Below are 26,714 nucleotides of genomic sequence, written 5' to 3'. Positions count from 1 at the left end.
CGGAGCAGACATGCGAATCCCCTCGCAATTTAACGATTCCAGCCTTTATCGTGTCCGAAGCGACTCCGATCAGCGCGGTCGCCGCAACCCAGGTCGCCGCAGCCCGGGTCGCCAAATGATCCGGCTGTGCGTTGCATTGTTGCTAGTCCTGGTGGTCATACGCGAAGCGAGCAAGCCTGGTTTGTACGAATCGTTTTTCGTCGACCCGAATGCCGCCTGGACTCCGATCCCGCCCGGGGACTTCGCTCAAGCCGCCGATGGGGCCGCGTGGACGACCACAGCGAACGAAACGCTGGTGGTGACCGAATCGCTCGCTGGCGGAGTCGCCCAAGCAAGCCCATCCGGCCAAGCAGGCCAAGCCGACTCGCCGGCGCCCGATCAAGTCACGCGGGCCGCTTGGAGTGATGCGGGCCGCTGGGTCGCTGCCATGGATCTCGCGATGCAACGGGAATGGATGCAGGGCTTGGTGCAGTTGCGCCGGGGAGTCGCCGACGGCGAACGGCCGATCGACGATGACACGTTGGAACGTTCGAAGCAGTTGCTGATCGAGCAGGCCGGGGGCGACGCTTCAGCGGCCCCGTCGGAACGCGTCATCAGCGACCTGAATGCGTGGACATCGGATTCTCTGCCCAACTGGGCGCAAATCTCTTGGTGGTCGCAGCCGACGCTTGACGCGCTGGACTCCGCGGCGCTGCGTCGAGTCGTTGATGGAACTTTCTGGGCCGGGGCCGATAGCGATGCTTTTTATCTGCAATTGTCTCAGGTGGACACGCTGACCAGCGACGGTGCCGTCCAGACAGGCACCTTGCCGCTGCTTCAACAGCCTGACGTCTATCGGGGTCAGAGGGTGAAGGTCGTTGGCCGGCTTGGGATGGCTGAACGGCAAGCGGCCAAAGAAAACGACTTCGGAATCACCGAGTACTGGACGTTGTGGATCGTTCCCGAGGATGGCGGAATTCGTCCGACCGCATTGGTGACCCCGCAGTTGCCCGACGCGTTGCGAACCCATTTGGATTCCGAAGGGCGGTGGATCCCTCAGCAGGACACCGGCAACCCGGAAGGACGGCTGATTGCGGTGGGGAGATTCGTCAAACGGTTGCCCTATCGATCTTCGGTTGGTGCGGACCTGGCACCGGTATTGATCGGACGGGTCACGGCGGTGCGCGACGAACAGGACAATTCGGTTTCGGCGACCGGTTCGAATTCACAGCGCGAAGATGAATCCGAGGGAACTTGGCGCAGCATGGGACTGGTGGTCGCCGCAATTTTGGGGATCGTGATCGCTGCGGGGTTGATGTACCGGGCCAAGCTGGACCAGCGGCGAACGCGAAGGCTGCGCTCGCAGGGGCAACTTGATTTAGACCTGGACCACATGCGGGAGGACCCGTGATGCGAACCATCGGATTCCGTCGAAGCCTGATGTCTGTCTTGATCGCGATGGCGTGGGTGGTTTCGTCCGCCCGGGCCCAATCGGCGCTGGACCTGATCGGTGGGTTCGACCAGCAGCGTTTGGAGAGTTGCTATCCGATCGAGAATCTCCGACAGGCCGAGGACGTCGCAAAGTTGCTGTACCGGCTGCGCACCGTCGACCCGGCCCAGTTGCGTGAGCGTGTCTACGAGGGATTGGACCAGCTACAGGTCGGCGACGCGAACCCCGTCGAAGGAGTGATCGAGAAACTGCGGCGTTATCGCGTGCCGGAGAACCTGGCGCCTTACTTGGAAATGGAATCCTTCTACGAAATCCGGTTGGCTCCCCGTTCGGACGAAGCCGGCCTGAGTCGGCCATCGGTCACGCCGTCGGCCCTTTTCGTTCCCGAAATCAGTTCGCACGCGGCCGTGGGTGACCGGATTGAATCCATCGGCGTGGTGCTGGCGAATCACCAGCGGGCGCCGGTGTTGGCTTGCGGACAGGTGTCCTGGTTTCCGGCCGCATCCGATTCCGCGGGCTGGAAGCTGCTGGCGGACCTGGGCGTGGATCTAAGCTTGGTGGATACCGCCCGGCAGCGAGACCGGCACACGCTGGGGGCCGAAGATGGAAACGCCTTTTACGGTTTGCTAGGTGCTGCGGAGAAACTTCGCCAGCGGGCTGAGGCGGAAGAAGTCGTTCCGGCAGCCCTGCCAATGGATCCGATCGAACTGTTGAAGGATTCAGGATCGCACCACGGAGATTGGATCACGATGAGCGTTTCGACGGTGCGGGTGACTCGCGTCGACGTGACCGATCCGGGGCGACAACGTCAGTTGGGACAGGATCATTATTATCAGGTGGATGCCAGCGGAGACCTGGGGGACACGATTGTCGAATTGAAGCGTCCGGAAGGTGAGCCCGGGGAGCCAATACGGATGAGCGGCATCTACCCGGTCTCATTGGTATCGGTGGAGTTGCCGACGGAAATTCGTCAGCCGCTCGAGACGCAAGGGTCGGTCACCGCGATGATCCGTCAGCCGGTGCGGATCGAAGGTTTTTATTATCGGTTGTGGAGCTACAGCAGCGAGTTCATGACGCGGGAGGGTGGCGGGAAGCAAGTCGCCCCGCTGGTGGTCGTTGCGGACTGGGAGCCGCTGGAGCTTGCTCCGCTTCCCGAGCAGCAGGTGGCGATTCTGGGATACATATTGGCGGCGGCGATTGCTGCCGCGATTGTGGGCATTTTTCTGTGGACGCGGCGCAATGCGGCCCAGGACGCCTCGGCCAGAGCAGCGCGCGAACCGCCGGCGCGCATTGACATTCCCCGCCAGTAGCGGTCCGAATTGCCAAGCGGGCCGGACCGTCCTCGGCAGGTGGTCCTGTCGGAGGAGCCGTTTGTGCGCGGGACCGCCGCAATGCATCCGACGTCCTCTTGACCCCGGCGTGGGCAATGGGACGATAGCGGGCGCTGTGATCTGAACCCGCACCGTTCCCCACCCTCTTGAAAAGAATCCTGCTATGCGCCGCGCAAAAATTTCGATCATCGGAGCCGGAAACGTCGGAGCCACGTGTGCCCACTGGTGTGCCGCCGCTGAATTGGGCGACATCGTCTTATTGGACATCCCTGCAACCGAAGACATGCCGCGCGGCAAGGCACTCGACTTGATGCAATCGTCACCGATCATGGGTTTCGATTCCAACGTCGTCGGCACCACCAGTTATGACGACACCGCAGAAAGCGATGTGATCGTGGTGACGGCGGGGATTCCGCGAAAGCCGGGCATGAGCCGTGATGATTTGTTGAGCACCAATGCCAAAATTGTCACCAGTGTCGGGGAGCAGATCAAACAGAGCAGCCCGAACGCCGTGGTGATCGTCGTCAGCAACCCGCTGGACGCGATGGTCCAGCAGATGTGGAAGGTGACGGGCTTTGATCCCGCCCGTGTCTGCGGTCAAGCCGGCGTGTTGGACACGGCTCGCTATCGCACCTTTTTGGCGATGGAGCTGGGGGTCAGCGTGGAAGACATCAGCGCGCTCCTGATGGGTGGTCACGGCGATACGATGGTGCCGATCCCCAGCTGCACCAGCGTGGGCGGAATCCCCGTGACACAGCTGATCGATGCGGGCCGCTTGGAAGAGATTGTCGAACGCACGCGAAAGGGCGGTGCGGAAATCGTTTCCTTGTTGAAAACCGGTAGCGCCTACTATGCCCCGGCAGCGGCGTGTGCCCAGATGGTCGAAGCCGTCGTCAAGGACAAGAAGCGGCTGATTCCGGTCGCTGCACTGTGCGACAAAGAATACGGAGTTGGTGGATATTATGTCGGCGTGCCCGTGGTGATGGGCAGCGGTGGTGTGGAGAAGGTCATCGAATTGAAATTGACCGACGCTGAAAAGGCCGACTTCCAAAAGAGCGTCGATGCCGTCAAGGGATTGGTGGCGACGATGGACGAATTGCTTTCGGCATGAGCTGACTAGCAAGCGTTCGACGCACATCGCTCGATTGATAGCAATATTCGGCCGCTGGCAAGAAGCGGTCGGTTTTCCGTCATAAAGCAAAGCGGTCTTGCGGGGGCGCCTCGTCTCGCGGAAGAACGTTGTCCACGCTTGTTCGATGAGCAACGTTCGTTCGCAAAAATGTCCTGCGCAAGGGAGACGATGTGGGCGTTCGCGTTGTTGAGAAGCTGGTGTCGCTCACCGAGCGGGTGTCGGGTTGTGGTTCGCAACGGGGTGCGCCGCGAGTGCGAACGGAGCCGACTTTCAAGTCAAATTTGATTCGGTTGGCACGCCAGTTAAATTTGGTTTTTGGTTGTGACTTTGTTGTCTTCAGCGTTGACACATCCGATAGGCCAACCCTACGTTTGTAGCCTAGTCGTGAGCGAGCGTTTCGGGGTGTTGGCGGTGGCCAAACGAACCGGCGCACGAGACGAACCGAGAACGCCGACGGGGTGACGGCGATTCAAAAAAACTGTTCGCAAAAGTGCCAGGTGTTGATCATGATTGGCGAGTCCGATGGTGATCGACTGAGCGGGCAACGTTGGTGAATGGTTTCCAATCTAGTTCCACGCCTTCAAGATGAGCACCGGTTTCCTATGAACCGATTTGATGCTTCCCTGCTTTGGAACTCGGTTGCCGACGACTCGGCGGATGATTCTTGCGAGCTTGAGGAGCCTGCGTCGTATGGGACTTTCGATGAGTCCTGCGACGAATCGGACGGTGAATGCTCATCGGTTTTGCAATCCGCTCCGGCCGGCGAAACCTTTTTCGTACCGCTCAGCTACGAACCGAATTACCGCTACCCGTTGATCGTCTGGCTGCACAGCGACGGTTTCAACGAGAACCAGGTATGTCACGTGATGCCGCACGTGAGCACGCGGAATTATTTGGGCGTGGGCGTTCGTGGGACTCAAGCGATTGATGCCGCGGGGCATCGATTTGACTGGCACAGCAGTTCCGCCGCGATGGATGTTGCCCAGCGACGCGTTCTGCACGCGGTGCGTGCGGCGACTTCAAAGTACAGCGTGCACCCGGACCGCATTGTCTTGGCCGGCTATCAGCGCGGCGGCACCATGGCGATGCAAATCGCGATGCGAAATCCTGAAATGTTTGCCGCGGCAATCTCGCTCGGTGGTACACTGGGGCGAGTCGGCGGGGCCACGATCGACCTGGATCAGCTTCGTCAGCGACGTCTTCCGATGCTTTGGCAGTGGTCCATTCAGGGTGACCACTATTCCCAGGAGACGTTGGTCAAAGAAATCCAGTTTGTGATGAATGTCCGATCGCAAATTGAAATTCGGCAGTACCGAAACGATGACGAGATGAACACGGTGGTGCTTTCCGATCTGAACCAGTGGGTGATGGACCACGTGGTCGGCGGCGCCCCGGTCGCAAAGATAAATCCTTGGGATTCCAGTCCCACCTCATTCTCTGAGAACTGACCTGCGTTGGTCGTTTTCATTGCCCGCCTTGCCCTCCCCGCGTCGGCGTTTGATTCTTCCGCTGCACCTTCCTCGAATCAGACCCGATTGCAGTGTCCCCGCCGATCCGTTGCCCGCACCTTGATTGATGACCGATCAAAAAAACAAACTGACCTCCGGTAATGAGTCCGTGGGAAAGCACGACGCCGATTCCCCGGCGAAGATTCTGATTGTCGACGACGATGCGGAGATCATCGAATCGGTCCGTTACGCGTTGGAAAGCGAAGGGTACGAAGTCGTGATTGCCCGTGACGGGAATCAGGGGCTGGCGTTGGCCGAAAGAGAATCACCTTCGCTGATCATCTTGGACATGATGATGCCCAAGCGAAGCGGCTTTCTGGTGTTGGAGAAGCTGCGTCGGATGTCCGACCAAATGGTTCCGGTGATCATGATCACCGGCAATGAAGGCAGCCGGCACAAAGCCTACGCGGAATTGCTGGGTGTCAGTGCTTATCTTCGCAAGCCGTTTCAAATGGACAAACTTCTGCGAGCGGTGGAAGAACAGCTCGCATCGACATGAGTTCGTCGGCTGTCCGTTGGCTGATCGTTGTCGCTGCCCTTGCCGGTGCCAGCGGTGTCATCATCGGGGCCTTCGGCGCACATGGCTTGTCGGGTTTTTTGGAAGACCGTGGGGCGTCGGCTGAACTGCTGGAGAAACGACTCGCACAGTTTGACACCGGCGCCCGCTATCACTTGGTGCACGCGGTCGCCCTCTTGGCCTTGGTCGGAATTCGACCGGGCCGTCCACGCGTGCTGCAGGGTGTGGCCATCCTGTTTGTCGCGGGCATCGTTCTTTTCAGTGGCAGTCTGTACTTGTTGGTGCTGACCAACACACCGTGGCTGGGGGCGGTCACGCCGTTGGGGGGCGTCGCCTGGATCGTCGCGTGGGCCCTGTTGGCCTTTTGTCGCCCCGTCGCCGCGGTCGACTGATCGGCCCCGTCGGTTGATCGGCCCTGTCGGTGCGCGACAACCCCGAGTCAGAGGTTGCCTGTCCTGGTGGGGGCGCCGTAGATTTCCGTTCAAGCTGCCAAAACGGGCAAAAACAGGACGTCAATTCGGCTGAAAGCCTGGCTCCCGTGGCGGCTTCAAAAATGGTGCCGGGGCCGCTCGCGAAATCGCGGACGATCGTTTAGGTTACGACTTCGCAGGGCATCTCTTCGATGCGCCCAAAGCGAGTGAGTGAAGCCGAATGACTGAAATTCCAGATCTGGATCCGTACGTCGAACGTTGGAATCGTCGACATTTACTTGATTTGGAACGTTTGTCCGAGGATGAACTGGTCACACTGCTGGATGTCGCGCAGATCTTGAAGGATGCGACGGAGGGTTGTCGCCGCAAGGTTCCGCTGCTGAGCGGGCGAACGTGTGCCAACCTGTTCTTCGAAAATAGCACGCGGACGCGGAACAGCTTTTCTTTGGCCGCCAAACGATTGGGCGCCGACACCGTGGAATTCGGTTCCAGCGGTTCCAGCATTGCCAAGGGAGAAACGTTCACCGATACGGCGAAGACGATCGAAGCGATGGGCGTGGACTGGGTGGTGACCCGCCATCAGACGCCCGGGACTCCGCACTTGTTGTCGCGTGAATTGGACTGCTGTGTCCTCAATGCCGGCGACGGTCCGCACGAGCATCCCACGCAGGGTTTGCTGGATTTGTTGACAATCCGGCAGCATCGTGGATCTTTCGCAGGACTGACCGTTGCGCTGGTGGGGGACATCGCTCACAGTCGGACGGCGCGCAGCAACATCTGGGGTCTGAAGAAATTGGGCGCCCACGTCATCATTTGCGGCCCGCCGACCTTGGTCAGCCAGCGATGGCAGGAAATCGGATTCGAAGTCGCCCACCGGCTGGATGAGATCCTGCCCCGTTGCGACGTGTTGAATCTGCTTCGCATCCAGTTTGAAAGACAGAATGCACGCCCTTTTCCCAGCGTCCGCGAGTACGCGGCGCTGTACGCGATGAACGCCAGTCGGATGAAGCGAGCCAAGGATGACATCCTGATCATGGCTCCGGGGCCAATCAATCGCGGCGTCGAGATCACGCCCGAAGTCGCCGACGGACCGCACTCGGTCATCTTGGAACAGGTGACCAATGGGATCGCGGTCCGAATGGCAGCGTTGTATCTGCTTGCGGCCGCCGACGAAAAACGCGCGCACACCGGACTTGAATACCAGAGCGTTGTATGAACCGTCCGCTTCTGATTGAAAACGGAACGCTGGTGGATCCCAGCCAGAATTTGAACCGCGTGGGTCGTTTGCTGATCCAGCAGGGAATGTTTGCCGCGTTGGATCCATCCGATGACGATCTTCCCGAGCAGTGTCAAAGGTTGGACGCCACGGGCTGCCTGGTGACACCGGGTTTGGTTGATCTGGGAGTCGAACTCCGTGAACCGGGCTATGAGGAAGACGAAACGATCCACACCTGTTCGCACGCGGCCCTGGCCGGTGGGTTCACCACGATTCTGGCCACGGCTAGCACCGACCCGGTGATCGACTCTCACGGGGCAGTTGAGTTTGTTCGTCAAAAGGCGACCACCGCACGTGGTGCCCGCGTCCACGTGCTGGGATGTTTAAGCAAGGGACGCGACGGAGAACAGATGGCGGAGTTGGGGCTGCTAGCCGAGGCCGGCGCGGTGGGCTTCAGCGACGCGCCCCGTGCGGTCCCCAACGATGCGTTGTTGAAACGCACGCTGGAATACTGTCGGATGCTGGACCGGCCCATTTTTGACCGGCCGGAGGTGCCGGAGCTGGCGACGGGCGGGGTGATGCACGAGGGCCAAGTGTCGTTGGTGTTGGGGTTGAAGGGGCTGCCGACCGAGGCGGAAGATTTGGCCGTGGCCCGTGACGTGCGTCTGGCCGAAGCGACCGATGGACGGTTGCATGTCGGACCGGTCAGCACGATGGGGGCGGTGGACATGCTGCGTCGCGTGAAGGATCGCGGCATCCCCGTGACCGCATCCTGCTGTCCGCACAACCTGCTGCTGAGCGACGCCGTGATGCGCACCTACGAATCTCGATTCAAGGTGCATCCTCCGCTGCGGAGTCCACGACATGTCGAAACGCTACGACAAGCGGTCCGCGATACCACCATCGACGCGATCCAGTCGGGGCACATGCCTCGCAGCCGCGAAAAGATGATGAACGACTTGGATCAAGCGCCGTTCGGAATCTCGGCGCTCGAAACCGCGCTGGCGGCCAGCGTGACCGCACTGCTGCAAACGGGGATTGTTGACTGGCCAACGCTGATCAACCGCATGGCAACTCGTCCGGCGCAGATCGCCGGGTTGGAGGCAGGAACCCTTCAAGTCGGGCGTCCGGCCGACGCCATCGTGATCGACCCTCGCGAAAGTTGGACCGTCGATCCGAACGCATTCCGCTCCAACTGCAACAGCACGCCGTTCGAGCGGATGGAACTGATGTCACGCGTCAGTCATGCCTTGGTCAGCGGGGAAATTCGCTTCGCCCGTGACGAAGTGATCGCGGCTGCGAAGTAGCCGAGCTGGCGAAGCATTGGTACTTCCAATGCAGCTGTTAAGGCGAAGGAAGTTGAAGCAAAACGGCATGACCTCCGCTCGCGAAGCGATGAAAGCTCCCTGCCGTCGACGTAAGGCGACGGAAACGGCTTCCCGGAACTTCACCAGCCGCGAAACGGCGGATCGCGGTACTGCTTAGTGGTTGAACGTGAATTCGGTGCTCGTCAGGATGCTCCAAGCGGCGTCACGAAGTCCGGTGATCCGTTCTTCGGCGGAGTATTCGTTCAGCACCGCAAGAATTCGTTTCCGTTCGCCGGGTTCCGGTTTTCGAGCCAGCGCCCGGACGAATAGTCGGTCGATGATTTCGCGCTCCGGCGTTCCTTCGGCGACCAGCCGCGACACCACGTTGTGATCCGCCGCCAGTTTGGGGTTCAGGGTTTCGCCGTTGGAAAGGTGCAGCACCTGCACCATGCTTGGTTCCTCGCTGCGTTCACATTCACAGGTGATCTCGCGAGGGTTTCTTCCAAACGTCTGTAAGAAATAGGAGTTCACCGCGGCATCGTACAGTTCGATTGCGCGTGTGCCTTTGTCATAGAAATCCGTTTTCTGGCGGTCGGCGCCGGGAAACGCGATTTCGTTGAATGTCGTGGACGTTTCCAAGACCTGGTCGATCGAATCCAGCAGGACTTCCGCCATCAGACGCTTGGGGTAGTACCGGCTATGGTAACGGTCTTCGGCACGGTTTTGATCCAGCGGACGACTGCTTCGCTGGTAAGTTTCGCTTTGCAGAATCGTCCGCATCAGCTGCTTCAAGTCGAAGCCGGCGTCCACCAGGTGACGGCTGGACGAATCCAGCAACGATTCATTGGAAGCAGGATTGCTCAATCGCAGATCATCGACCGATTCCACCAGCCCGCGCCCGAAGAAGTTGGCCCAGACGCGATTGGTAATGGCGCGAGCAAAATACGGATTGTCCGGGTCCGTCATCCAGGCGGCCAGAACTTCGCGCCGGTCTTCGCTGCTATCCGATTCGACCGGCGGGGCGTCCAGGGGCGCCGGGGGTTGAGGCTTACCGGTTGTCGGTTGAATCAGGTCTCCGGTGGCTGCGACGTACAGCGTCCGGATACCGTCTCCGTTGCGTCCGTCTCCGCCCCAGCCTTTGGCCCGCACCCGCGCGAACAGGTTGGCCATGGAGTAGTACTGGTCGTTGGTCCATTTCTCCAGCGGGTGGTTGTGACACTTCGCGCATCCGATCGACAACCCCATGAACGCCTGGCACGCGTTCTCGGTCATTTCCTCGGGCGTTTGGTGCAACGCGTAAAAGTTGGTCGCACCGTTTTCATCGCTTCGGCCGGTTGCGGTCAAAATCTCGCGGACGAATTCGTCCCAGGGTTGGTTCTGTTTGACGCGCTGGTAGACCCAGTCGTAGTACGTCTTGACGGCAACCGGACGCAGTCGCGTGCCGTTGATCAGCAGCAGGTCGGACCACTTGTAGGCCCAGTAAGCGACGAAATCCTCGCTGGCAAGCAGCCTTTCGATCCATTGGTCTCGGCGCGTTCTGGGGTCCCAGGCCAAAAACTGCTGGCGTTGTTCCGGAGTGGGGAGTCGGCCGATGGTATCCAGGGTGGATCGACGCAGGAACGTTTCGTCGTCGCAGCGTGGCGAAGGGCGCAGGTGCAGCGTTTGCAGCTGTTGCAGGTTCTCGTGATCGATGAAATTTCGTTGCGGGGCTTGCTCGTAGATTTCGGCGTCAACTTCGTATTCGAACGGGACCGTCATCCGGGCCAAGGCCACTTTGCTTCCGAACCAGACCAGCACGGCGCCTTCACCGGCACCGTTGACGGTGGCGACGCCGTCTTGATCGACGCTGGCGACCGTTTCATCGGTGGACGAATACTGGGCCCAGTGCGTCACGTCCACCACGCGTCCGTCATCGTAGTTCGCTTGCACCAGGATTTGCGATTGTTCACCGGGAGCCAGCGAAGCGACGGCGGGCAAGACCCGAATTCCCGTCAACCGGGCATCGCTGGAAGTCGGCCGCGGAGCGCCGCTGGCGATCCACTCGGCCAGAATCTGATAGTCGCGAGAGTTCGGATCCAATCGCAAGCCGCCCTTGTGCGGCAACGCGCCGGTTGGTTTTGCCAACAGCAGGCTTCTGCCGGGGTCGGCCAATTCGATGCGGCGACCACGCGCCTCACGAGTGATCGTGAAAAAATCCTGGTCGCTGTCGTAGCCCCGCAAAGACAGTTTGAATCCGCCTTTGCCAGCCAAGGCACCATGGCAAGCGCCGGCATTGCATCCCGCTTTGGCCAGGATGGATTGAACATCGTTGCGGAAGCTCCAGCGGTGGTCTGCTTCCACCCCGCGGACGACAATCGGCACCGATCGAGTTTCGTCACCCACCTGCACCACCAACTCGGTCACTCCATTTCCCACGGCGCGAACCAGCGATCCTTCGATGGTCGCGACGGATTCGTCCTTGACCGTCCATTGCAGGTCGGACGGGGAAACCATCGCCGAAGGCATTTCGTTGCGGCGCGTGACCACGGAGACCCGCTGACGGGCTTCGCCGCTGTCCAGTTTGATTTCGCGAGGCAGCACTTCGAACTTCAAGTCTTCCGCCGCGGCGGTGGCGGCCAGCAGCACGAGCGGCGCTAGAATCCAGCGGGGATCAGGAAAGCGAAAGCGAGATTGGTTGAAAGGAAGCATGTTGAGATCGGCTTCGGATTGCGCGGGGAAAAATCGACTGGGCGTTCAATTGGAAACGCAGGGGGGGCGTGACGCGCGAACGTGTCACGCGAATAACTCCCCGACTTCCCGCATGCCAAAGTCGACCAGCGGGAAGGGGCGCCCACCAGGGCCGGGGATCTCCGCGTGCAGGTCCAGACCGAGCGCGTGGAAAATCGTCGCCACGAGTTCTCCCGGCTGCGTCGGGCGGTCGGCGGGAACAGCGCCGATCGGATCGCTGGCGCCGATGGCGCGTCCGCCCCGGACACCGCCTCCGGCAAACGTGGTTGAAAAGCATTGGGGCCAGTGATCGCGGCCGCCGGCGGGATTCACTTTGGGGGTTCGTCCGAATTCGGCCAGGCCACAGACCAAGGTGTCGTCCAGCAAGCCGCGATCGGACAAGTCGGTCAGCAACGCCGAATACGCCTGGTCGTACATCGGGGCCACGATGTTCTTCATGCCTTCGATTGTCGTGAACGGTTTACTGCCGTGGATGTCCCAGGTGATCTCGTTGAACACCGTCAGGAACGTGTTGATGGTGACAAAGCGAACACCGGCTTCGATCAAACGCCGTGCCAGCAAACAGCATTGCCCGAAACGATTCATGCCGTATCGCTGACGGACCTGGTCGGGCTCTTGGGAAAGATCAAAGGCCTGGCGTGCCTGGGGACTGTTCATCAGGCGATAGGCCGATTCAAAATTCTTGTCCAGCATGTGGGCTGCTTCAGTCGCCTCCAGCTGCTTCATGCGACCTTCGACGGCGTCACGCATGCGACGTCGCCGATCAATTCGGACATCTCCCAGAGTCTTTGGCGGCAGAAGATCGGGGACTTTGAAGTTTTCCTCACTGGGATCGGCCATCAATGCGAACGGATCGTAGGCCTTGCCGAGGAACCCGCCCGCCTGTCCGTTGGGCAAGTTTCCGCCGCCGCGGCCCATGGTTTCGGGGAGCACCACGTGCGCCGGCAGGTCACTTCGACGACCGCGCATGTATTGCACGACCGCACCGGCGTGCGGGTAATTGACGCCCCCGGTGAACTGTCGACCGGTTTGCAACATTTGCCATCCCGCGTCGTGCACCGCTGCCGCCGTGTGGTAACAGGAGCGGATGATGGAAAACTTGTCGGCGATCTCCGCATGTTTCGGCAGAATCTCGGACAGCTGGAAATCGCCCTTGGTCGAAATCGCCTTGAACGGGCCACGAACTTCCGCCGGCGCGTCCGGCTTCATGTCGAACGTGTCCAGCTGGCTGGGGGCGCCCAGATTGAAAATCATGATGCACGACCGTTTGTCCTTTGCCGGATCAACGGCACCGCGTTCCGCTGCGGCCAAGTACTCGGGCAACCCCAATCCGATCGCGCCCAGGGTGCCGACTTGCAGGAAGTCGCGACGTCGGACGCCGTTGCAGGTGTGGGAGGATCCTCGGGCAGTCAGGTTCAACATGGCGGGGCCTGAATCCTGGGTTTCAAATCGTGAATCGGTTGGGAGGAGGCGCTGAGTCCAGCCGACGTCGTTGCGACAATCAACGCAACCTGTCGGATGGTGTCTCGGTGTTTTGGGCCGACTTGCCGTCGGGCATCGCGGTCACGATCTCGCCTGGCTGACCTGACGATCACCGCTGCGGTGCCGATCGGTTGGTGGAAATCGGCAACGAAGTCAATCAAATTCGGTCGGCAGCGGTCCGTGGTGACCGGGGGAGTCAAATCCGACGGCCGAGCGGGTGACCCGTGTCAGCCAGGGGTAGGCGATGCGTGCCGGCGTCATTGGCGGCACACGGTTTCGAAACGCCTGGGGTGGGAACTACATTGTATTGGAAGAATGGGTGCCTGGGCGAATCGAATCGCCGACAACTGACCGTTCCGGAGCGGTATTTCTTTGGATTCGACTGATTTTAACCGTACCGCCTGGGATAATATCGCGGCCCAGGGGCGAAAGTGGTTCACGCCGGCCAGCGGAGCGGAGATCGAAGCGGCCCGAAGCGGAGAGTTCTCGATCCGGCTGACCGCATGCAAGCCGATACCTGCCGGGTGGCTGGGGTCGGTGCGGGGCCGCCGGGTGCTTGCCCTGGCTGCCGGCGGCGGGCACCAAGGGCCGCTGCTTGCGGCCGCCGGTGCCGACGTCACGGTCGTCGATTTCAGTGCCGGACAATTGGCAATCGATCGGCAACTGGCGACGGAACATTCGCTGCCGCTGGAAACCGTTCTGGCGGACATGGCTGATTTGAGCAGCATCCCCGATGCGTCCTTTGACATGGTGGTGAATCCCTGTTCGGTCAACTTCGTGGCCGACGCGCGTCCGGTGTGGCGAGAAGCGGCGCGGGTCTTGCGTGCCGGCGGCGTGCTGCTGACCGGGGTGATGCTGCCGGTGAATTTCTTGTTCGACGCGGTGCAACGAGATCGGGGAAAACTGAAGATCCGGTTCTCGATCCCGTACAGCGATCTGCAGTTGCCGCCGGAGGAACGTGATCGGACACTGGGGCCCCAACGGCCAATCGACTTCGGACACTCGCTGTCGGATTTGTTGGGCGGGCAACTGGATGCCGGATTTCAATTGACCGACTTGATGGAAGATCGATGGGGCGGCAAGGATGTTTTGTCTGAAAGGACCGCGACGTTTCTGGCCACCCGCGCCGTGAAAGCCACCGCGGAGGCACGTTTCGAAGCGTTTCCGGGGGCGATGTCAAATCGGTTCCCGGGCGAAGATCTGGATGAGCTGAGATCCGAATGAAACGAGAGTGGAATCGAACCTTCCCGGGTCTTCACCGATATCCTCACCGAACACTATTTTCCCCTTGTAAGTTTCGATCCGCTGTCGGTCACCGAACAGTCGGGTCGGATGGAAGTGCACATGATGGTTTCTTTTGACGCTTCGCGGCCTTGCCGGAGTTTCGCTTTGGCCTGTTGCCTGGTTTCCTGCGCCGCCGCGGCGGATCCGTTTCAAGCGGCTCGCGATCGACTGGTCGAGACGCGGATTGCGACCGCGGGCGTGACCGACTCGCGGATTCTGGATGCGATTCGACGGACGCACCGGCATGAATTCGTGCCCCAGAGTCAGGTGCCCCGGGCTTACTACGACATGGCCCTTCCGATCGGACAGTCCCAAACAATCAGCAGCCCTTTCATCGTCGCGCTGATGACCGAAGCGTTGGATCCCCAGCCGACCGACAAGGTGTTGGAGATCGGGACCGGCAGCGGATACCAGGCCGCGGTTCTCAGCCCGCTGGTCGATCACGTCTACACCATCGAAATCGTTCGGGAATTGGGGGAGCGAGCCGCCGAAACCCTCGCGCGTTTGGACTACGGGAATGTCTCGACGCGAATCGGTGACGGCTTCTTAGGGTGGCCCGATGCCGCACCGTTCGACAAGATCATTGTGACCTGCAGCCCGGAATCGGTCCCGCAACCGCTGGTGGATCAACTGGCCGAAGGCGGGGTGATGGTGATTCCGGTGGGCCAACGTTACCAACAAACCCTCTACCGCATGGTCAAGCTGGACGGCGAATTGCAACGTCAGGCCCTGCGTCCGACGTTGTTTGTGCCGATGACGGGCGCCGCCGAAGAAACGCGAGCCGTGCTGCCCGACCCGGCCAACCCGGGGGCGGTCAACGGTGACTTCGAAACGCTGCCCGAAGGTGACGAGGCTTCGCTGTCCGAATTTGTTCCGGGATGGTACTACGGCCGCCAAGTGGTGCAGGCGGGCAGCCCGGACGATCGGGCGCCGCAAGGCGAGCACTTCGCGAGGTTTCGGAATGAGACTCCCGGCAGGAACAGTCACTTGTTGCAGGGGATCGCGATCGACGGCCGCGAAGTTTCTCAAATCCGCCTGAGCGGCATGGTCCGCACCGAGGGCATTGAAAAGGGACCGACCTCGGATGCGATGCCGATGATCGCGATCAGCCTCTACGACGAGTTGCGGCGAGACTTGGGAACCTTCCACTTGGGGCCTTTTCGTGGATCCCGTCCCTGGCGTACCCACAGCCGGTTGGTCCGCATTCCTCACCAGGCCCGCGAAGCGATCTTGCGAGTGGGCTTGTTCGGCGCGACCGGTCAAGCGGATTTCGATGCCGTGACCGTGGAACTGGTCGACTGACGCGACGATCCGATTAACGATTGCCAAAGAAGGACAGCATCGGCGGCTTTCTCTTGTCGACTTCCGGCGGTCGGTGAGCCAACCATTGCCGATCGACGTAGTCCCTGTCCTGCTTTGACAATCGCGTTGTGTCGACCAGGTGCAGACTGAAGTCGTCGTAACGCAGACGCACCGTTTTGGCATCGATGACGGCGTCCAGCAAGGCACGTTGCGAAATCTCACCGTTGGTGCTGGTCCAAGTCCGCATCTGGTTGTCGGCGATCCATCTTTTCGCTTGCTCGTCAAGCTGTTCAAACGGGATGGCCAACTCACGTAGAGGTGGAAGGCGATCCATCGTCGCCGGGCCCCAGGTATCGATCACGACGTCTCCGGCATGATAGTGGCTGTAGCGGCCGATGGTTCGCTTCTGCCCGGCCACGGACCATTGGAAGACGCCGGCACGGCTGAGCTTTTCCTGCGTTTCCCTTGCGGTTTTGGCCAACGCAGCCTCATCGGCGGTCAACGGTGCAAGATCGGATCCGCAATCGAGCAGCTCCAGATTGACCTCAAACTGACCCGGGACGTTCAGCCTGACGTGCGCGAATCCGAAGGGCACCTCCTGGCTGCGATACAGATCGTAGGTGACGCTTTGTTTTTCCGGCGTCGTCTCCGGCGGCGTCACGGTCCAGTGGTAACCGTGAAAGCTTTTCTGAGCCGATCCCGGCGTTTCAATCACGCATCGTTTGGCGGTGCGATTGGCGGAGGCTTTGACGATCAAACCGGCCAGCGAGGGTCGGGCATCCTGCAACCGCCCGGCCGATGGGAACTTGGCGTCGAACAACATCGAGAGCACTTCGTGCACCGTCAGCCGCGGATGCGAGGGCCGGCGGTGAATCCAGCAGTGCATTTGTTCCGTCAACGCAGAATCGCCGTCCTGGAAATCGTAGACTTCCCAGCCCAGCTCGTGCCAGCCCTTGCGGACGATGAATTGCCGTTGCTGCTGGTAGGCTTGTTCGTCGATCAGCAGTTTGACACGTTCGGCGGATAGCAGCTGCCCGGTCAATCCGCTTTCGATGGCAACTTCAATCCATCGGTGCGGGCGCCCGTCAATGTTCTGAAGTTTGCCTGCTCGGACGGTCGACGAAAGTGTCAATTCGGGATGCCTTCCAAACCGCACGCTGCCCCGGTGTCGCGACCAATCACCCTCGGTCTCCGGGAGCGTCGCGCGAGTGATGTCGTCGCTTTCCGGAGACGCCAGTTGCGTCAGTTTCAAGGACTCGGCGGAGAGCTGTTCCAAATCGGGGAAACGCACCACGCCATCGAATCCGCCCTTCGAACGCTCCAGGGTTAGTGTCTGAAACGGATCCTGGATCATGACGTGCAGATAGCCAAAGGGAACCTCGTGAGGGTAGCGTCCCCGCTTGATTTCGTACTTCACTTGCCGCTCGATGTCGAACAGGTCGGCCGGTTGACCCGCAATTTTCAAACACGACGTTTTTTCCAGTCCTTCGCTAAACGTGGAAAACTCGACGACCCTTTCGGTGGAAGCCCCCAGCAGATTGCGCATGTTGCTGATCGGTGCCGGAACGGCTGGGTGCGACAAGTCGAAGATCATTGCCAACAGCGACTGCATGCTGATTCGGTTGGCGGGCCACTGAAAACCCCAGTCGTCGGCGACCTGTTGCAAAGGGTCTTCGCGATGGCTCCAGGCAACGGCGATGCGCGGTCCCAGAAAGGTCGTCAGGTTGCGCTCCTCCAGCGGCAGTTCCGCCTGGATGAAACCTTCTCGGATCGAAAGCGTCTTTTCCTTGTCGTACAGTTCGGTGTCGACTAACAACCAGGCGGTTTCGCAGTAATCGGAGTTACCCACTTCGGCCTGGATCCAGCGATAGTCGACGCCCTCGATTTGTTCGCTTTCCAGACTGCGAAAAACAACATGGTACGCCTGCGCCTGTTTCGCATCGCCGCCGGCCGGAACGATCTGGGCCTTGTAATGGACGTAGGCACCAGCGTGATCTGGGATTTCGGGGTACTGGATGTTCTGCAGCTTGGGGATCAGTGAGAGTTCCGTGACGGCGCCCGCGGTCAAAGTGATTGTCTCCGGAGTCGCGGCGGTCCAGCTGTCCGAGAGCAAGCGATAGTCGCCCGTCGGAACGGAGTTTGCCCCCAGGTCGACCTCCAGTTTTTCCCCGGTGATCACGCTTTCCAACAGGACGGTTTTTGGAACAACGGCGTTGCCCGAGACGCCATGTTCCACCCGAACATTCAGCGTCGCGGACGTTGAGGCGGCGACCGGATGCGGATCGCTCAGCAGCCCATTGGCCTGGAATAACAAGGCCAATGCCGAAATCACACAGACCGATGCGGCGGCGGCTGCGAACCAAACGGAAAACACGCTGGCCGTCGACGTCGGATTCGAGGGCAAGGTCGATGTGTCGACCTTTGGCGGGACCGCGGTTGCCGGCACGACGCCCTGGCGGCGACGCTGGCGGTAGATCTCAAACAACGTCGGCAAGTCGTGACCGTCGGTCCATCGCAACAAACGATCGGCAACTTCACCGGCCGACTGAATTCTCTCGGACGGCTGAAGTTCGGTCATCGATTCAAGCAGCGAAATCAAATCGTCGGGGATGTCATTGCGAAGCATTTGAAGGCTGGAGCAGTCGACACCGCGGTGCAATCCGCTCAACGGCAGCTTGCCGCGCAACAGCTCAAACAGCGTCACGCCCAGGCTGTAAATGTCGCATGTCGCGCCGACGCTGTGGCAATCATCGAACTGTTCGGGCGGCATGTACTTCAGTGTCCCCATCCGCAGGCCGTCGACGGTCAGTTCTGAACTCTGCGTGAACGGCTGATTCAATTGAGCCAAACCCAGGTCCAGCACCTTGACTCGTCCCGCAGGCGTCAGCATCAAGTTGGAGGGCTTGATATCGCGGTGGATCAATCCGAATTGGTGCGCATGGTCTAATCCCAACGCTGCCTGCCGCGCGAGTTCACAGGCTTCGCTCACTTGCAACGGGGGGCAAAACTTCAGCAAGTCCGCGAGATCCGCCCCTTCGATGTATTCCATCACCAAGAAATGAAGTTCGTCAAACTTCCCGGCGTCGATCGCGCGGACGATGTGTTCGTGATCGAACCGACCGACCGCCTTGATTTCCTTGCGGAACAGTTTGACGGCGTTGGTGTCCCGCCCACGGTGATCGTTCAGAAACTTGATCGCGACCCGTTTTTCCAGCTCCGTGTGAAACGCCAGGTACACGGTTCCCATGCCGCCTTCACCAAGCTTTCGCATCAACTGGTACTTTCCCACGTACTGAGCCGTGCGAGGCAATTGTTGCGATGCGGGGTCGGCGACCGACCGATCGTCCCCAGCGCCCACCGTGATCCGATTCCGGTCGATGAACTGTCGAACGTTCCTGATGTCCGAAAAGAAGGACTTCAGCGCCTGTTCGTACTCGGGGTGTCGGCGGACAAACGTGTTCACGTCCACGCCATCGTCCCGTTCGATCGCGTCGAAGTAGTCTTCCAGGATCCGGTTGAACTCGTGATCGACTTCGGGTTCAAGCTGATCTGAATTTCGCATCGGTCAGCAGCTCCAGGCGACGGCCCAAGGTGCGGATGCCGAAGATGCCTCTCCGGCGCGGCAACGCACGGGCGTCACGTCAGCGAGTGGTGTCTAGGTGGATCGCTCTCGCTTGAAAGAACGATGGGCCATTTCTTCCCGGCTGGGCACCGCACGCGCCAGGACCCCGCCGGCCGATCCTGCCGCGGCCCCTGGGTGCATCTTACCCTCTTCCGGGTGGGGTCTGCTTGCGGTCGTGAGAGGTTTCCATCCGCTTCTCGCCAGCGGCGGCGATCGCAGGGTCACGTGATGGTCGGACGCACGCTGATCGGTTGACTGGGATGCGGTTCCCCCGAAGCAAAGACAAGATTTCTTGGGCGTATGACCGGTAAAATGATCAGGATTTCTTTATCCACGGCCCGCAGGCGGTAGGCTGGGGGGAGTTGACCGGCCTGCTCTCATCTCCCGTCGATTTTGACACTTCAGGCCGGCACCGGTAACGATCATGCTTCCACGCCCTCCGCCGTCGTCGGGAATTCGGTGGAGAACCGATCGGCGGGCCGGTGCGGCGACCTAGAATGGCGAAACCTCCGGCGTTTTGCGGGGTTTTAAAAGACATGAACACCAAAAAATTTCTGCCGTTGATTGTCGTGTGCCTCCTGGGAATCGGGGAAGCGGAGTTGGCGCGTGCGCAGTTCGGCCCTCCCGGAGGATTTCGGGGGCGCGGCGGCGATGAAGATGGCGGCGGACGCGGTGGCGATCGGGGCGGTGACCGAGGTGGCGGCGGATTCCGCGGCGGCCCTCCCGGAGGCGGCCCTCCCGGAGGCGGATTTCGCGGCGGGCCTCCCAGCGGCGGTCGTGGCTCGCGCGGCGGTCCGGGCGGCGGATTCGATCCCAGTGGGTTTTTGAGCCGGCTGGACCGAAACGGCAACGGGACGCTGGACCCGGACGAACAACAGGGCCCGGCGCAGTTTCTGATTCAACGGCTGCAATCGGCCGATCCGAGCATCAAACCCGGGCAACCGATTTCGATCAAGAAAGTCACTGAGTCGTTTGAGAAAATGCGTGAAGGTCGCGGCGACGACGACCGTCGATCCTCGCGTGGCTCCGAAGACGAGGGGCTGACGCCGGAACTGCTGGTTCCCGGTTTCGGCGAAGTAGCCGAATTGACGCCGCTGTCCGGTTTCGGCCCGGCCGCGGAAATGCTGTCGGTGGTTGTGACGGACGATGATTTGCGTGAAGCCAGCCAAACCCTGCGTCGTTACGACCGCAACCGAGACAGCGTGTTGACCGAAAATGAGTTGTCCAGCCGAATGTCGGGCAACCCCATGGATTTCGACCGCAACAAAGACGGACGGCTGACGGAACGTGAATTGGCCGTCCGCTACGCGCGACGCCGCGAGAGTATCGAGGCCAGTCGCGACGAAGAACGCGAACGGCGGCGACGCGGCCGCGATCGTGACGGAGAAAGCGAAGTCGAAATGCCCGATGTCTACAACGGTCGCCGCTCTTACCGGCCGACCGAAGGAAAGGAATTGCCCGAAGGACTGCCAGGGTTCTTCACCGACAAGGACGCCAACCAAGACGGCCAGGTGGACATGTCCGAGTTCGCCAGCAAGTGGGACGACGCCGCCGTCAAGGAATTCTTCCGATCGGATCTGAACCGCGACGGCATCATCACGGCCCGCGAAGCGGTTCAGGCGGTGGAGCAAGGGAACGATGGCGATGATGACCAAGGATCTTCCGCCGCCGGATCGTCCATGGCGTCTGGCAGCGGTGGTTCCTCCAGTCCGGGCCCGGTGGGCAAGGTGGATGACAAAATGGTTCGCTACGCCGAGCGCATCATTGGTCGCTACGACGAAAACAAGGATGGCAAGCTGACGGCCAGTGAGTGGAAGTCGATGCTGATGAGCCCGGCCGATGCGGATGTCGATCGAGACGGAACGGTCACGATCGAAGAGTACGCGTGGTGGATGCAATCACGCTCGAAGAAATAGGCCGCCGATACCGGTGCGGGCGGTCACGATCGCTGCGCCGCGGGTAGCTTGGTCAACCGCGTCACTTCGCGGATGAAATCGTCCGCGGAGTGAAATTCCTGGTAGACGCTGGCAAATCGGATGTAGGCGACCTCGTCCAAGGCGGCCAAGTGCCGCATCACAATTTCACCGAGCTCCTTGGCCGGGATCTCAGTGTCGTAGTCGTTGTAGACTTCTGATTCGATGCTTTGAACGACTTGCTCGATGCGTTCGCTGGTCACCGGCCGCTTGGAGCAGGCACGTTCGATGCCTCGCCGGATTTTTTCGCGATCGAGCGGTTCGCGGGTGTCGTCACGTTTGACCACGCGGACCGACAACTGTTCGATCTTTTCCACCGTCGCGAATCGGCGATTGCAACTGGTGCAGACGCGTTTTCGCCGCACCATGTAGCCGCCCTCGGCGGTCCGGGTGTCCAGGACGCGGTCTTCGTCGCGGTGGCAAAATGGACAACGCATGCGCGGCCGTTCGGTGGGAGGATTCTGACGGTCGTCATTATTCCGTTGAACGAACCGGGCACGCAAGCCCGCGAGATTTCGATGCAACCGTGCGACATTTTGCTAAACTTGACAGGCGACCAGACGATTCCGCTACCCCCAACGGGACGGGCGCGTCGGATCGAGGCGAATGGTCGGCTTCGCCTGCAAAGATCGAGAACTCCCTGGAGCGATCCCGAAAGTGTCTCAATGGTTTTTACAGCGACGCGAGGGCAACGTGCAAACGGAGGTTGGTCCGCTCAGTCCTCACGAACTGCTCGGATTGGTTCGCAAGGGCGAGATCAAACCGGACACGCGTCTACGCAAAAACGATTCCGCCTGGTTCCCTGCCAACGAGGTCGGGGGGCTGTTCGAGGCTGCATCACGCAAAGAGATCCAGTACTTCTGCCCGGGGTGCTCGCGTCGAGTGGTCAAACCGCCGGTCGTTTGCCCGAATTGTCTCCGTGAGATCCCGCGTGGCGGGGCACGCGAAATCCAGCCGGAGTCGTCCGTCGCGGTCCCGCAACCGGAGAACCCTGCTCATGCCGACGAGGGAAAACGGAGCGTGCAGAGTTGGTTGAAAAAGAAGGTCGGAAAGAAACCGTCCTGATCCACCGGTTGCCATCAAGGCCGGCATCGCCGTCAGAGCCTCGCCGGACCGTGCCGGCGTGTGGCAAACCCGTGCCCAAGCAAAGCTCGCCAGGAAAGCGCCAGGAAATCCCTGTTTGCTAGAAAAGCCCTGTTTGCCACCAAAGCGGGCGCGGGATGACAGGGGGCGGGGATCAGGTCCACCGCCTGGCGACGGTGGCTACCTCGTCGGGCAACCGCGGCGCGACGCCCTTAGAATCTCAGCTCGGCACTCGCCGTCACACCGACGAAGAAGATGTCGTCGTCGATGTCGACATTGCGACCGAAGTTCTCAGTGACACGCGGCGTCAGTTGATCCGACGCGGTGGCCAACCCGGCGATGTACCAGATTTCGCCGCCGACGCGGACCGACAACATCTCACCGCATTGCAACCGCAGTCCGGCACCGCCTTCGAACACGCCTGCCAGTTCGACATCGTCGTCCTGGTTTCGGATCGCCAACTCGGCCTGGTTGTACAATCGGACGTCCGATTCGGCGACGTTCAGGTACGCACCGGCGCGGCCTCGCAGGTCGGTGTACAGGTGCCGTGCGACCGGGTACAGCATGTCAACGCCGACTTGGGCCCCGATCAGATCATTCTCAGTCATGCTGGTAATCAATCCGGTGCCCGGGTTTCCCCAACCGGTCAATCGGTAGTCCTCGTCGAAATTGATGTACCGACCTCCGATCAGCAGCTTCACGACGTCCCAGCCCATCAACGTTTTGTTCAATTCGAAACTGGAGTATTCGCTGCTGTAGGTCTGTGCTTGATAGGTGGAGTTCTGGAAGGGAGCGACCAGGCTGGGGTCCAAGTCGCCGGCGGCAACCAACACGGACTGGATTCCCTCACCCGGATCCACCACCGAGACGCTGCGGTCCCAATCCAGTTGTCCGATCCAGGTGAATTCGAAACCGTTGACGCAGTCGGGAACACGACCGATCGTGATCCGCGGGGCGAATTCAAAATCGAAGTCGTCCATGACCACGTTGCGGGTGTAGGAGAAGCCGTCGTCGCCGCCACGATTCATGTACAGCCCTTCCACGGTGACGTAGCAATAGGGATCGCAGGGCACGCCACAGGCCGATCCGTACGAGGCACCGCTCATCGATGCTCCGTAGCCACCGGCGTAGCCGCCCGAGTAGCCACCCGAGTAGCAACCGCCGTTACAACTCGATCGGGAGCAACTTCGGCAACCAAAGCCGACCTGAGCGATGGCGCCCCGCTCGTTTGCGTCGCTGACGCCCACGGCTTGGGCGATCGTTCCGGGCGCCAGTGGGCCGCTTGGACGTTGTGCGGCTACGGATGACCTTCCGGGCGTCACATCCGCGGCGGTACGTACTTGCGATGCCTGGATGACGCGCGTTCCCGGCGACAATCCGAATGCGGTTCCGGCAGAGTAACTTGCGGCCGGCCCCGGACCGAATGCTGCCGCATTGGCAACTTCGGCATCGATCAGCTGGCTGTCCGCAAGCGACTGCGCCGATGTTACCGTACCGCCCAGATTCATCGCGGCCGTGGCTGCAAGCGCCAATACCGTGGCGGCACGATGCCGGAGAACGGTGTGGATCAGACGGATGTTCATGTCGAACCTCGTGGACTTACAAAGCGGATCGATGCCGCGTGGAATCATGGGTGAATGGGTTTGGCTCGGCCGCTTTACCGGCGAGCTGGAAAATGGTTTGCCCGCTTAACGCGTTTCCAGTTCGTCGACGACGGGAACCAGACAGCTTTTTCTCACCAGGCGCAGAATCTGCATCGCCGTTTCTTCGTCGGCACAGACTCCGGAGACCACCAGGTTGTTCTCAGTGCGAGTGACAATCACGCTCGCTTGAGGGAATGCCTTGTCGATCGAATCATTCAGCAGAGCCGTCTGATCGGCGATTCGATCGGTGTGCGAGCTCATGTCGTCGCCGACTTCCACCTGGAAGATTTGCATCCGAGTGGGCTCGCCGGGAATCACATCCGCCCAGACGGTCAATTCCGTCGAACCTGTTCCGGTTCCAATCAATTTCAGTTGATTGGGCCCGGAGGCGAATGCTTGGCACACGTCTTTGTTGGCGATGCTGACCCGTCGCAGCCGTCCGCCGATGGTCATCGATCGGACTTGAGCTCGCGCCAATTGCAGACGCACTGGCTTTTTGGGCGCGTCGGAAGTTGGCGGTTGGGGCGGCTGGACCGCACCGGTTGCCATGCTGCGCGACGAGGCCAGTTTGGCTGGCACAGCCGAATGGCCATGGACCGGCTCTCGGGCGAAGTGCTTGGGTCGAACATCCAGCGTCGGGGAGGCGGGCGAACCGCTACCCAGATTGCTTTCGCCGGCGACCTGCGACGACGCGGGTGTCGGTACCGGATCCCGCAAGGGCGTTTCCCGGCTGGGTTGTGCTTCAGCGGCGAGATGTGGAACGTCGGGGCGAGGAATCGGCGCGGGTAGGACGGGCGCCGGGAGCTCTGGTCTCACCTCAGGACGTTGCGTCTGGGGAGCGGCTTCCGCGATGGCGGCTTCCAAATGCGACAAATCTTGTTCGGGCGATTTCGGCGGCACGGTCTCATCGGCGGCAATGGATTCCGCCGGATCCAGTTCCGGCAGCAACACGTCCATGCCCTCCGGCGGCGTCGGACCGGTCATTGAACCCGGGTTCGTCAGTGGATCTTGCAGCACTGCGGCGACGGCTGGCCGATACGTCTGGCCTTTTTCGGTCGCGTTCTCGATGGCGATTGGCGGCGTGACCACGGCGATGGCTTGCCGACGTGGGCGCGTGATTCGCGGCGGTTCACCTGCCGGTTGCGGAGTCATCGCGGCGACGCGGCCTTTCTCGGCCGGAGGTTCGTCGGTCCGAGACTGGCCTTCTGCCGTTGCGTCAGAGGCGACTTGGGGCGCGTTCGCCGTTGATTCAGAGGGCGAGCTGGGACCGCCATCGGTCAGTGAATTCTGCAGCGGTTTGCTGAAGTCGACGATCGGTGCCAACTGCACAGGAGTGTCCAGTTGAGCAAGCGTGTGCTTTTTCGATGGGTCATCTGATCCCGAAAGCGAAAATGCCGGGGCGGCGCTGACCGGGATCGTCGGCGGGGCCAGATGCACCGGGGAACGCTTTGCACGCGGCAACACCTTGGCCTGTTCAGCCGATGACACTACGGGGGCCGTGTGCGTTGAAGCTTCTGGAGCACTCGATGCTTCCGGCGCATCCGAAGGACGACTCGCGTCTTCGGCATGACTCGCATCGGTCTCCGTCGCCCCTTTCTGTGCGTTGGCGGTTCCGTCGGTCATCGAAAAGAAGATTGGCTGTGTCTCGCGGATCGGCGTTTGAGCGTCGCGGGCATCGGTCACCGGCATCACCGCAGCGGGACCGGGAACCGCAATCCGTTCTGGTGAGACTGCTTTCGGGGAGGAATCGGCGTTGCGTCCCCCGTAGTGCTTCGCGAACGCGTTCCGCGTCTCCGGGGTGGAGTTCTCGGTCGTTCCCGCTTGCGGAGCAGCGATCGGTTCCGGGGATGCGGGATCGTCCGCCGTCGGCATGTCACCACCGGAGTCGCTCAGGGAGAAAACGTTTGAGCCAAGTTCCGGCGTCGCCGCAGGCAGCAATCGCGCCGGGCGACTGGGGGTCGCCAGCGTCGGTGCCGAAGACGGCCGCAATTTTGAGGTTTCTTGCGCGATCGCGTCAGATTCCGAAGGGGTCGGCGCGATGAACGGATTGTGGCGGATTGCCGGTGCGGGTGATGGCGTGATGGTGATCGGATGATCCGCCAACCGGGCCGCGTGCGGCTGATTGCCGGACGCGATCGGCTGGAATCCGATCGAAGCGTCATCGGCTTTCAGACGGACACCGGAATGAGCGGATGCGCCGGGTTGGGATTGGGTGTCGGTCACGAACGGGTTGCCCCGCACGATACCGATCGGTTGGGTGACCGTGGCGTTTGGCTGCGATCGGGCCGACGGAGCTTGGATCAGGGTCCCGCTTGGAGCTTGCGCCGCAGCGGTCCCCCCCGACGAAAGGAGCAAGGCAGCCAGGATTGCCCGCTTTGCCGATCTTGTCACGTCGGTGTTGTTCGCTTCGGTGTGTCTCGCGATGAATTCACGCATGCCGCGTCTCTGCTTCCGGTGTCTTCGATTCCGGTGATTCCGTCTCCGGGGCGGAACGATGTGCCCGCCTTGGCACACCGGCAGACCGCGATGTCTGCGCACCGCATGTCCGATGGTCTACGTATCGGATGCCGCTTGGTAAGACATTAACGATTCTCCGGTCTCGCCCGGCTGTATCAGCCGAATCGGCTGGCGCGGTTGAACTGCCTGTGCGGGGTCACGAAAATCCATCCTTCGCGATACGATTGACCAAACGTGTCACACGAATGCGCGATACCTGACAGCCGACTT

General features: G+C 60.9%; 18 protein-coding genes. 12 read left to right on the top strand and 6 right to left on the bottom strand.

Annotated elements, in window-relative coordinates:
* Positions 1–10 precede the first annotated feature (10 nt).
* The 8 genes from FYK55_RS13345 (at position 11) to FYK55_RS13310 (ending at position 8,871) form a co-directional block, all read left to right on the top strand.
* Positions 11–1,390, top strand: coding sequence for a hypothetical protein (locus FYK55_RS13345; protein ID WP_150076915.1), 1,380 nt, complete (start codon positions 11–13; stop codon positions 1,388–1,390).
* Positions 1,391–1,419: 29 nt separating this feature from the next.
* Positions 1,420–2,739 (top strand): hypothetical protein, encoded by a 1,320-nt coding sequence (locus FYK55_RS13340; RefSeq protein WP_150076914.1) that lies wholly within the window; start codon positions 1,420–1,422, stop codon positions 2,737–2,739.
* A 184-nt stretch (positions 2,740–2,923) separates the two neighbouring features.
* Entirely contained in the window at positions 2,924–3,871 is a 948-nt protein-coding gene (gene mdh, locus FYK55_RS13335) for a malate dehydrogenase (protein ID WP_150076913.1), read from the top strand.
* Between the two features lie 623 nt (positions 3,872–4,494).
* Positions 4,495–5,340: an alpha/beta hydrolase gene (locus FYK55_RS13330; protein WP_161604486.1), complete on the top strand. Its 846-nt coding sequence runs from the start codon at positions 4,495–4,497 to the stop codon at positions 5,338–5,340.
* Positions 5,341–5,467: 127 nt separating this feature from the next.
* Positions 5,468–5,899 (top strand): response regulator transcription factor, encoded by a 432-nt coding sequence (locus FYK55_RS13325; protein ID WP_150076911.1) that lies wholly within the window; start codon positions 5,468–5,470, stop codon positions 5,897–5,899.
* Positions 5,896–6,309, top strand: coding sequence for a DUF423 domain-containing protein (locus FYK55_RS13320; protein WP_150076910.1), 414 nt, complete (start codon positions 5,896–5,898; stop codon positions 6,307–6,309). Before FYK55_RS13325 ends, FYK55_RS13320 begins: the two co-directional genes overlap by 4 nt.
* A 259-nt stretch (positions 6,310–6,568) precedes the next feature.
* Positions 6,569–7,564, top strand: coding sequence for an aspartate carbamoyltransferase catalytic subunit (locus tag FYK55_RS13315; protein WP_150076909.1), 996 nt, complete (start codon positions 6,569–6,571; stop codon positions 7,562–7,564).
* Positions 7,561–8,871 (top strand): dihydroorotase, encoded by a 1,311-nt coding sequence (locus FYK55_RS13310; protein ID WP_150076908.1) that lies wholly within the window; start codon positions 7,561–7,563, stop codon positions 8,869–8,871. The genes FYK55_RS13315 and FYK55_RS13310 overlap by 4 nt, the downstream gene beginning before the upstream one ends.
* A 174-nt stretch (positions 8,872–9,045) precedes the next feature.
* On the opposite strand, the gene FYK55_RS13305 is transcribed toward FYK55_RS13310, so the two are convergent.
* Both FYK55_RS13305 and FYK55_RS13300 read right to left on the bottom strand, forming a co-directional pair.
* A complete protein-coding gene (locus FYK55_RS13305) occupies positions 9,046–11,559 on the bottom strand; it encodes a DUF1549 domain-containing protein (protein ID WP_150076907.1) in 2,514 nt (837 codons plus the stop codon).
* An 84-nt stretch (positions 11,560–11,643) separates the two neighbouring features.
* Positions 11,644–13,020: a DUF1501 domain-containing protein gene (locus FYK55_RS13300; RefSeq protein WP_150076906.1), complete on the bottom strand. Its 1,377-nt coding sequence runs from the start codon at positions 13,018–13,020 to the stop codon at positions 11,644–11,646.
* A 432-nt stretch (positions 13,021–13,452) separates the two neighbouring features.
* On the opposite strand from FYK55_RS13300, the gene FYK55_RS13295 reads away from it, so the two are divergent.
* Both FYK55_RS13295 and FYK55_RS13290 read left to right on the top strand, forming a co-directional pair.
* On the top strand, positions 13,453–14,304 hold the full coding sequence (locus tag FYK55_RS13295) for a class I SAM-dependent methyltransferase (RefSeq protein ID WP_201743708.1): 852 nt from the start codon (positions 13,453–13,455) through the stop codon (positions 14,302–14,304).
* Between the two features lie 123 nt (positions 14,305–14,427).
* Positions 14,428–15,666, top strand: coding sequence for a protein-L-isoaspartate(D-aspartate) O-methyltransferase (locus FYK55_RS13290; protein ID WP_235908670.1), 1,239 nt, complete (start codon positions 14,428–14,430; stop codon positions 15,664–15,666).
* A gap of 13 nt (positions 15,667–15,679) precedes the next feature.
* On the opposite strand, the gene FYK55_RS13285 is transcribed toward FYK55_RS13290, so the two are convergent.
* Positions 15,680–19,228, bottom strand: a complete 3,549-nt coding sequence (locus tag FYK55_RS13285; protein WP_150076903.1) for a serine/threonine protein kinase — start codon at positions 19,226–19,228, stop codon at positions 15,680–15,682.
* A 596-nt stretch (positions 19,229–19,824) separates the two neighbouring features.
* On the opposite strand from FYK55_RS13285, the gene FYK55_RS13280 reads away from it, so the two are divergent.
* Positions 19,825–21,204 carry an EF-hand domain-containing protein gene (locus tag FYK55_RS13280; protein ID WP_150076902.1) on the top strand — a complete coding sequence of 460 codons (1,380 nt, stop codon included), beginning with the start codon at positions 19,825–19,827 and terminating at the stop codon, positions 21,202–21,204.
* A 23-nt stretch (positions 21,205–21,227) separates the two neighbouring features.
* On the opposite strand, the gene nrdR is transcribed toward FYK55_RS13280, so the two are convergent.
* On the bottom strand, positions 21,228–21,698 hold the full coding sequence (gene nrdR / locus FYK55_RS13275; RefSeq protein WP_150076901.1) for a transcriptional regulator NrdR: 471 nt from the start codon (positions 21,696–21,698) through the stop codon (positions 21,228–21,230).
* Positions 21,699–21,918: 220 nt separating this feature from the next.
* Between nrdR and FYK55_RS13270 the strand changes: the two genes are divergently transcribed.
* Complete coding sequence (locus FYK55_RS13270) at positions 21,919–22,326, top strand: GYF domain-containing protein (protein WP_150076900.1); 408 nt, start codon at positions 21,919–21,921, stop codon at positions 22,324–22,326.
* A 230-nt stretch (positions 22,327–22,556) separates the two neighbouring features.
* Here the strand turns inward: FYK55_RS13270 and FYK55_RS13265 are convergent, their stop codons facing one another.
* Together FYK55_RS13265 and FYK55_RS13260 are read right to left on the bottom strand one after the other, a co-directional pair.
* A complete protein-coding gene (locus FYK55_RS13265; protein WP_150076899.1) occupies positions 22,557–23,927 on the bottom strand; it encodes a hypothetical protein in 1,371 nt (456 codons plus the stop codon).
* A gap of 105 nt (positions 23,928–24,032) precedes the next feature.
* Positions 24,033–26,423 carry a pilus assembly protein N-terminal domain-containing protein gene (locus FYK55_RS13260; RefSeq protein WP_150076898.1) on the bottom strand — a complete coding sequence of 797 codons (2,391 nt, stop codon included), beginning with the start codon at positions 26,421–26,423 and terminating at the stop codon, positions 24,033–24,035.
* Positions 26,424–26,714 lie beyond the last annotated feature (291 nt).

The sequence above is a fragment of the Roseiconus nitratireducens genome, from assembly GCF_008629675.1.
GTDB lineage: Bacteria > Planctomycetota > Planctomycetia > Pirellulales > Pirellulaceae > Stieleria > Stieleria nitratireducens.
This window is presented reverse-complemented; position numbering and strand designations above follow the sequence as displayed.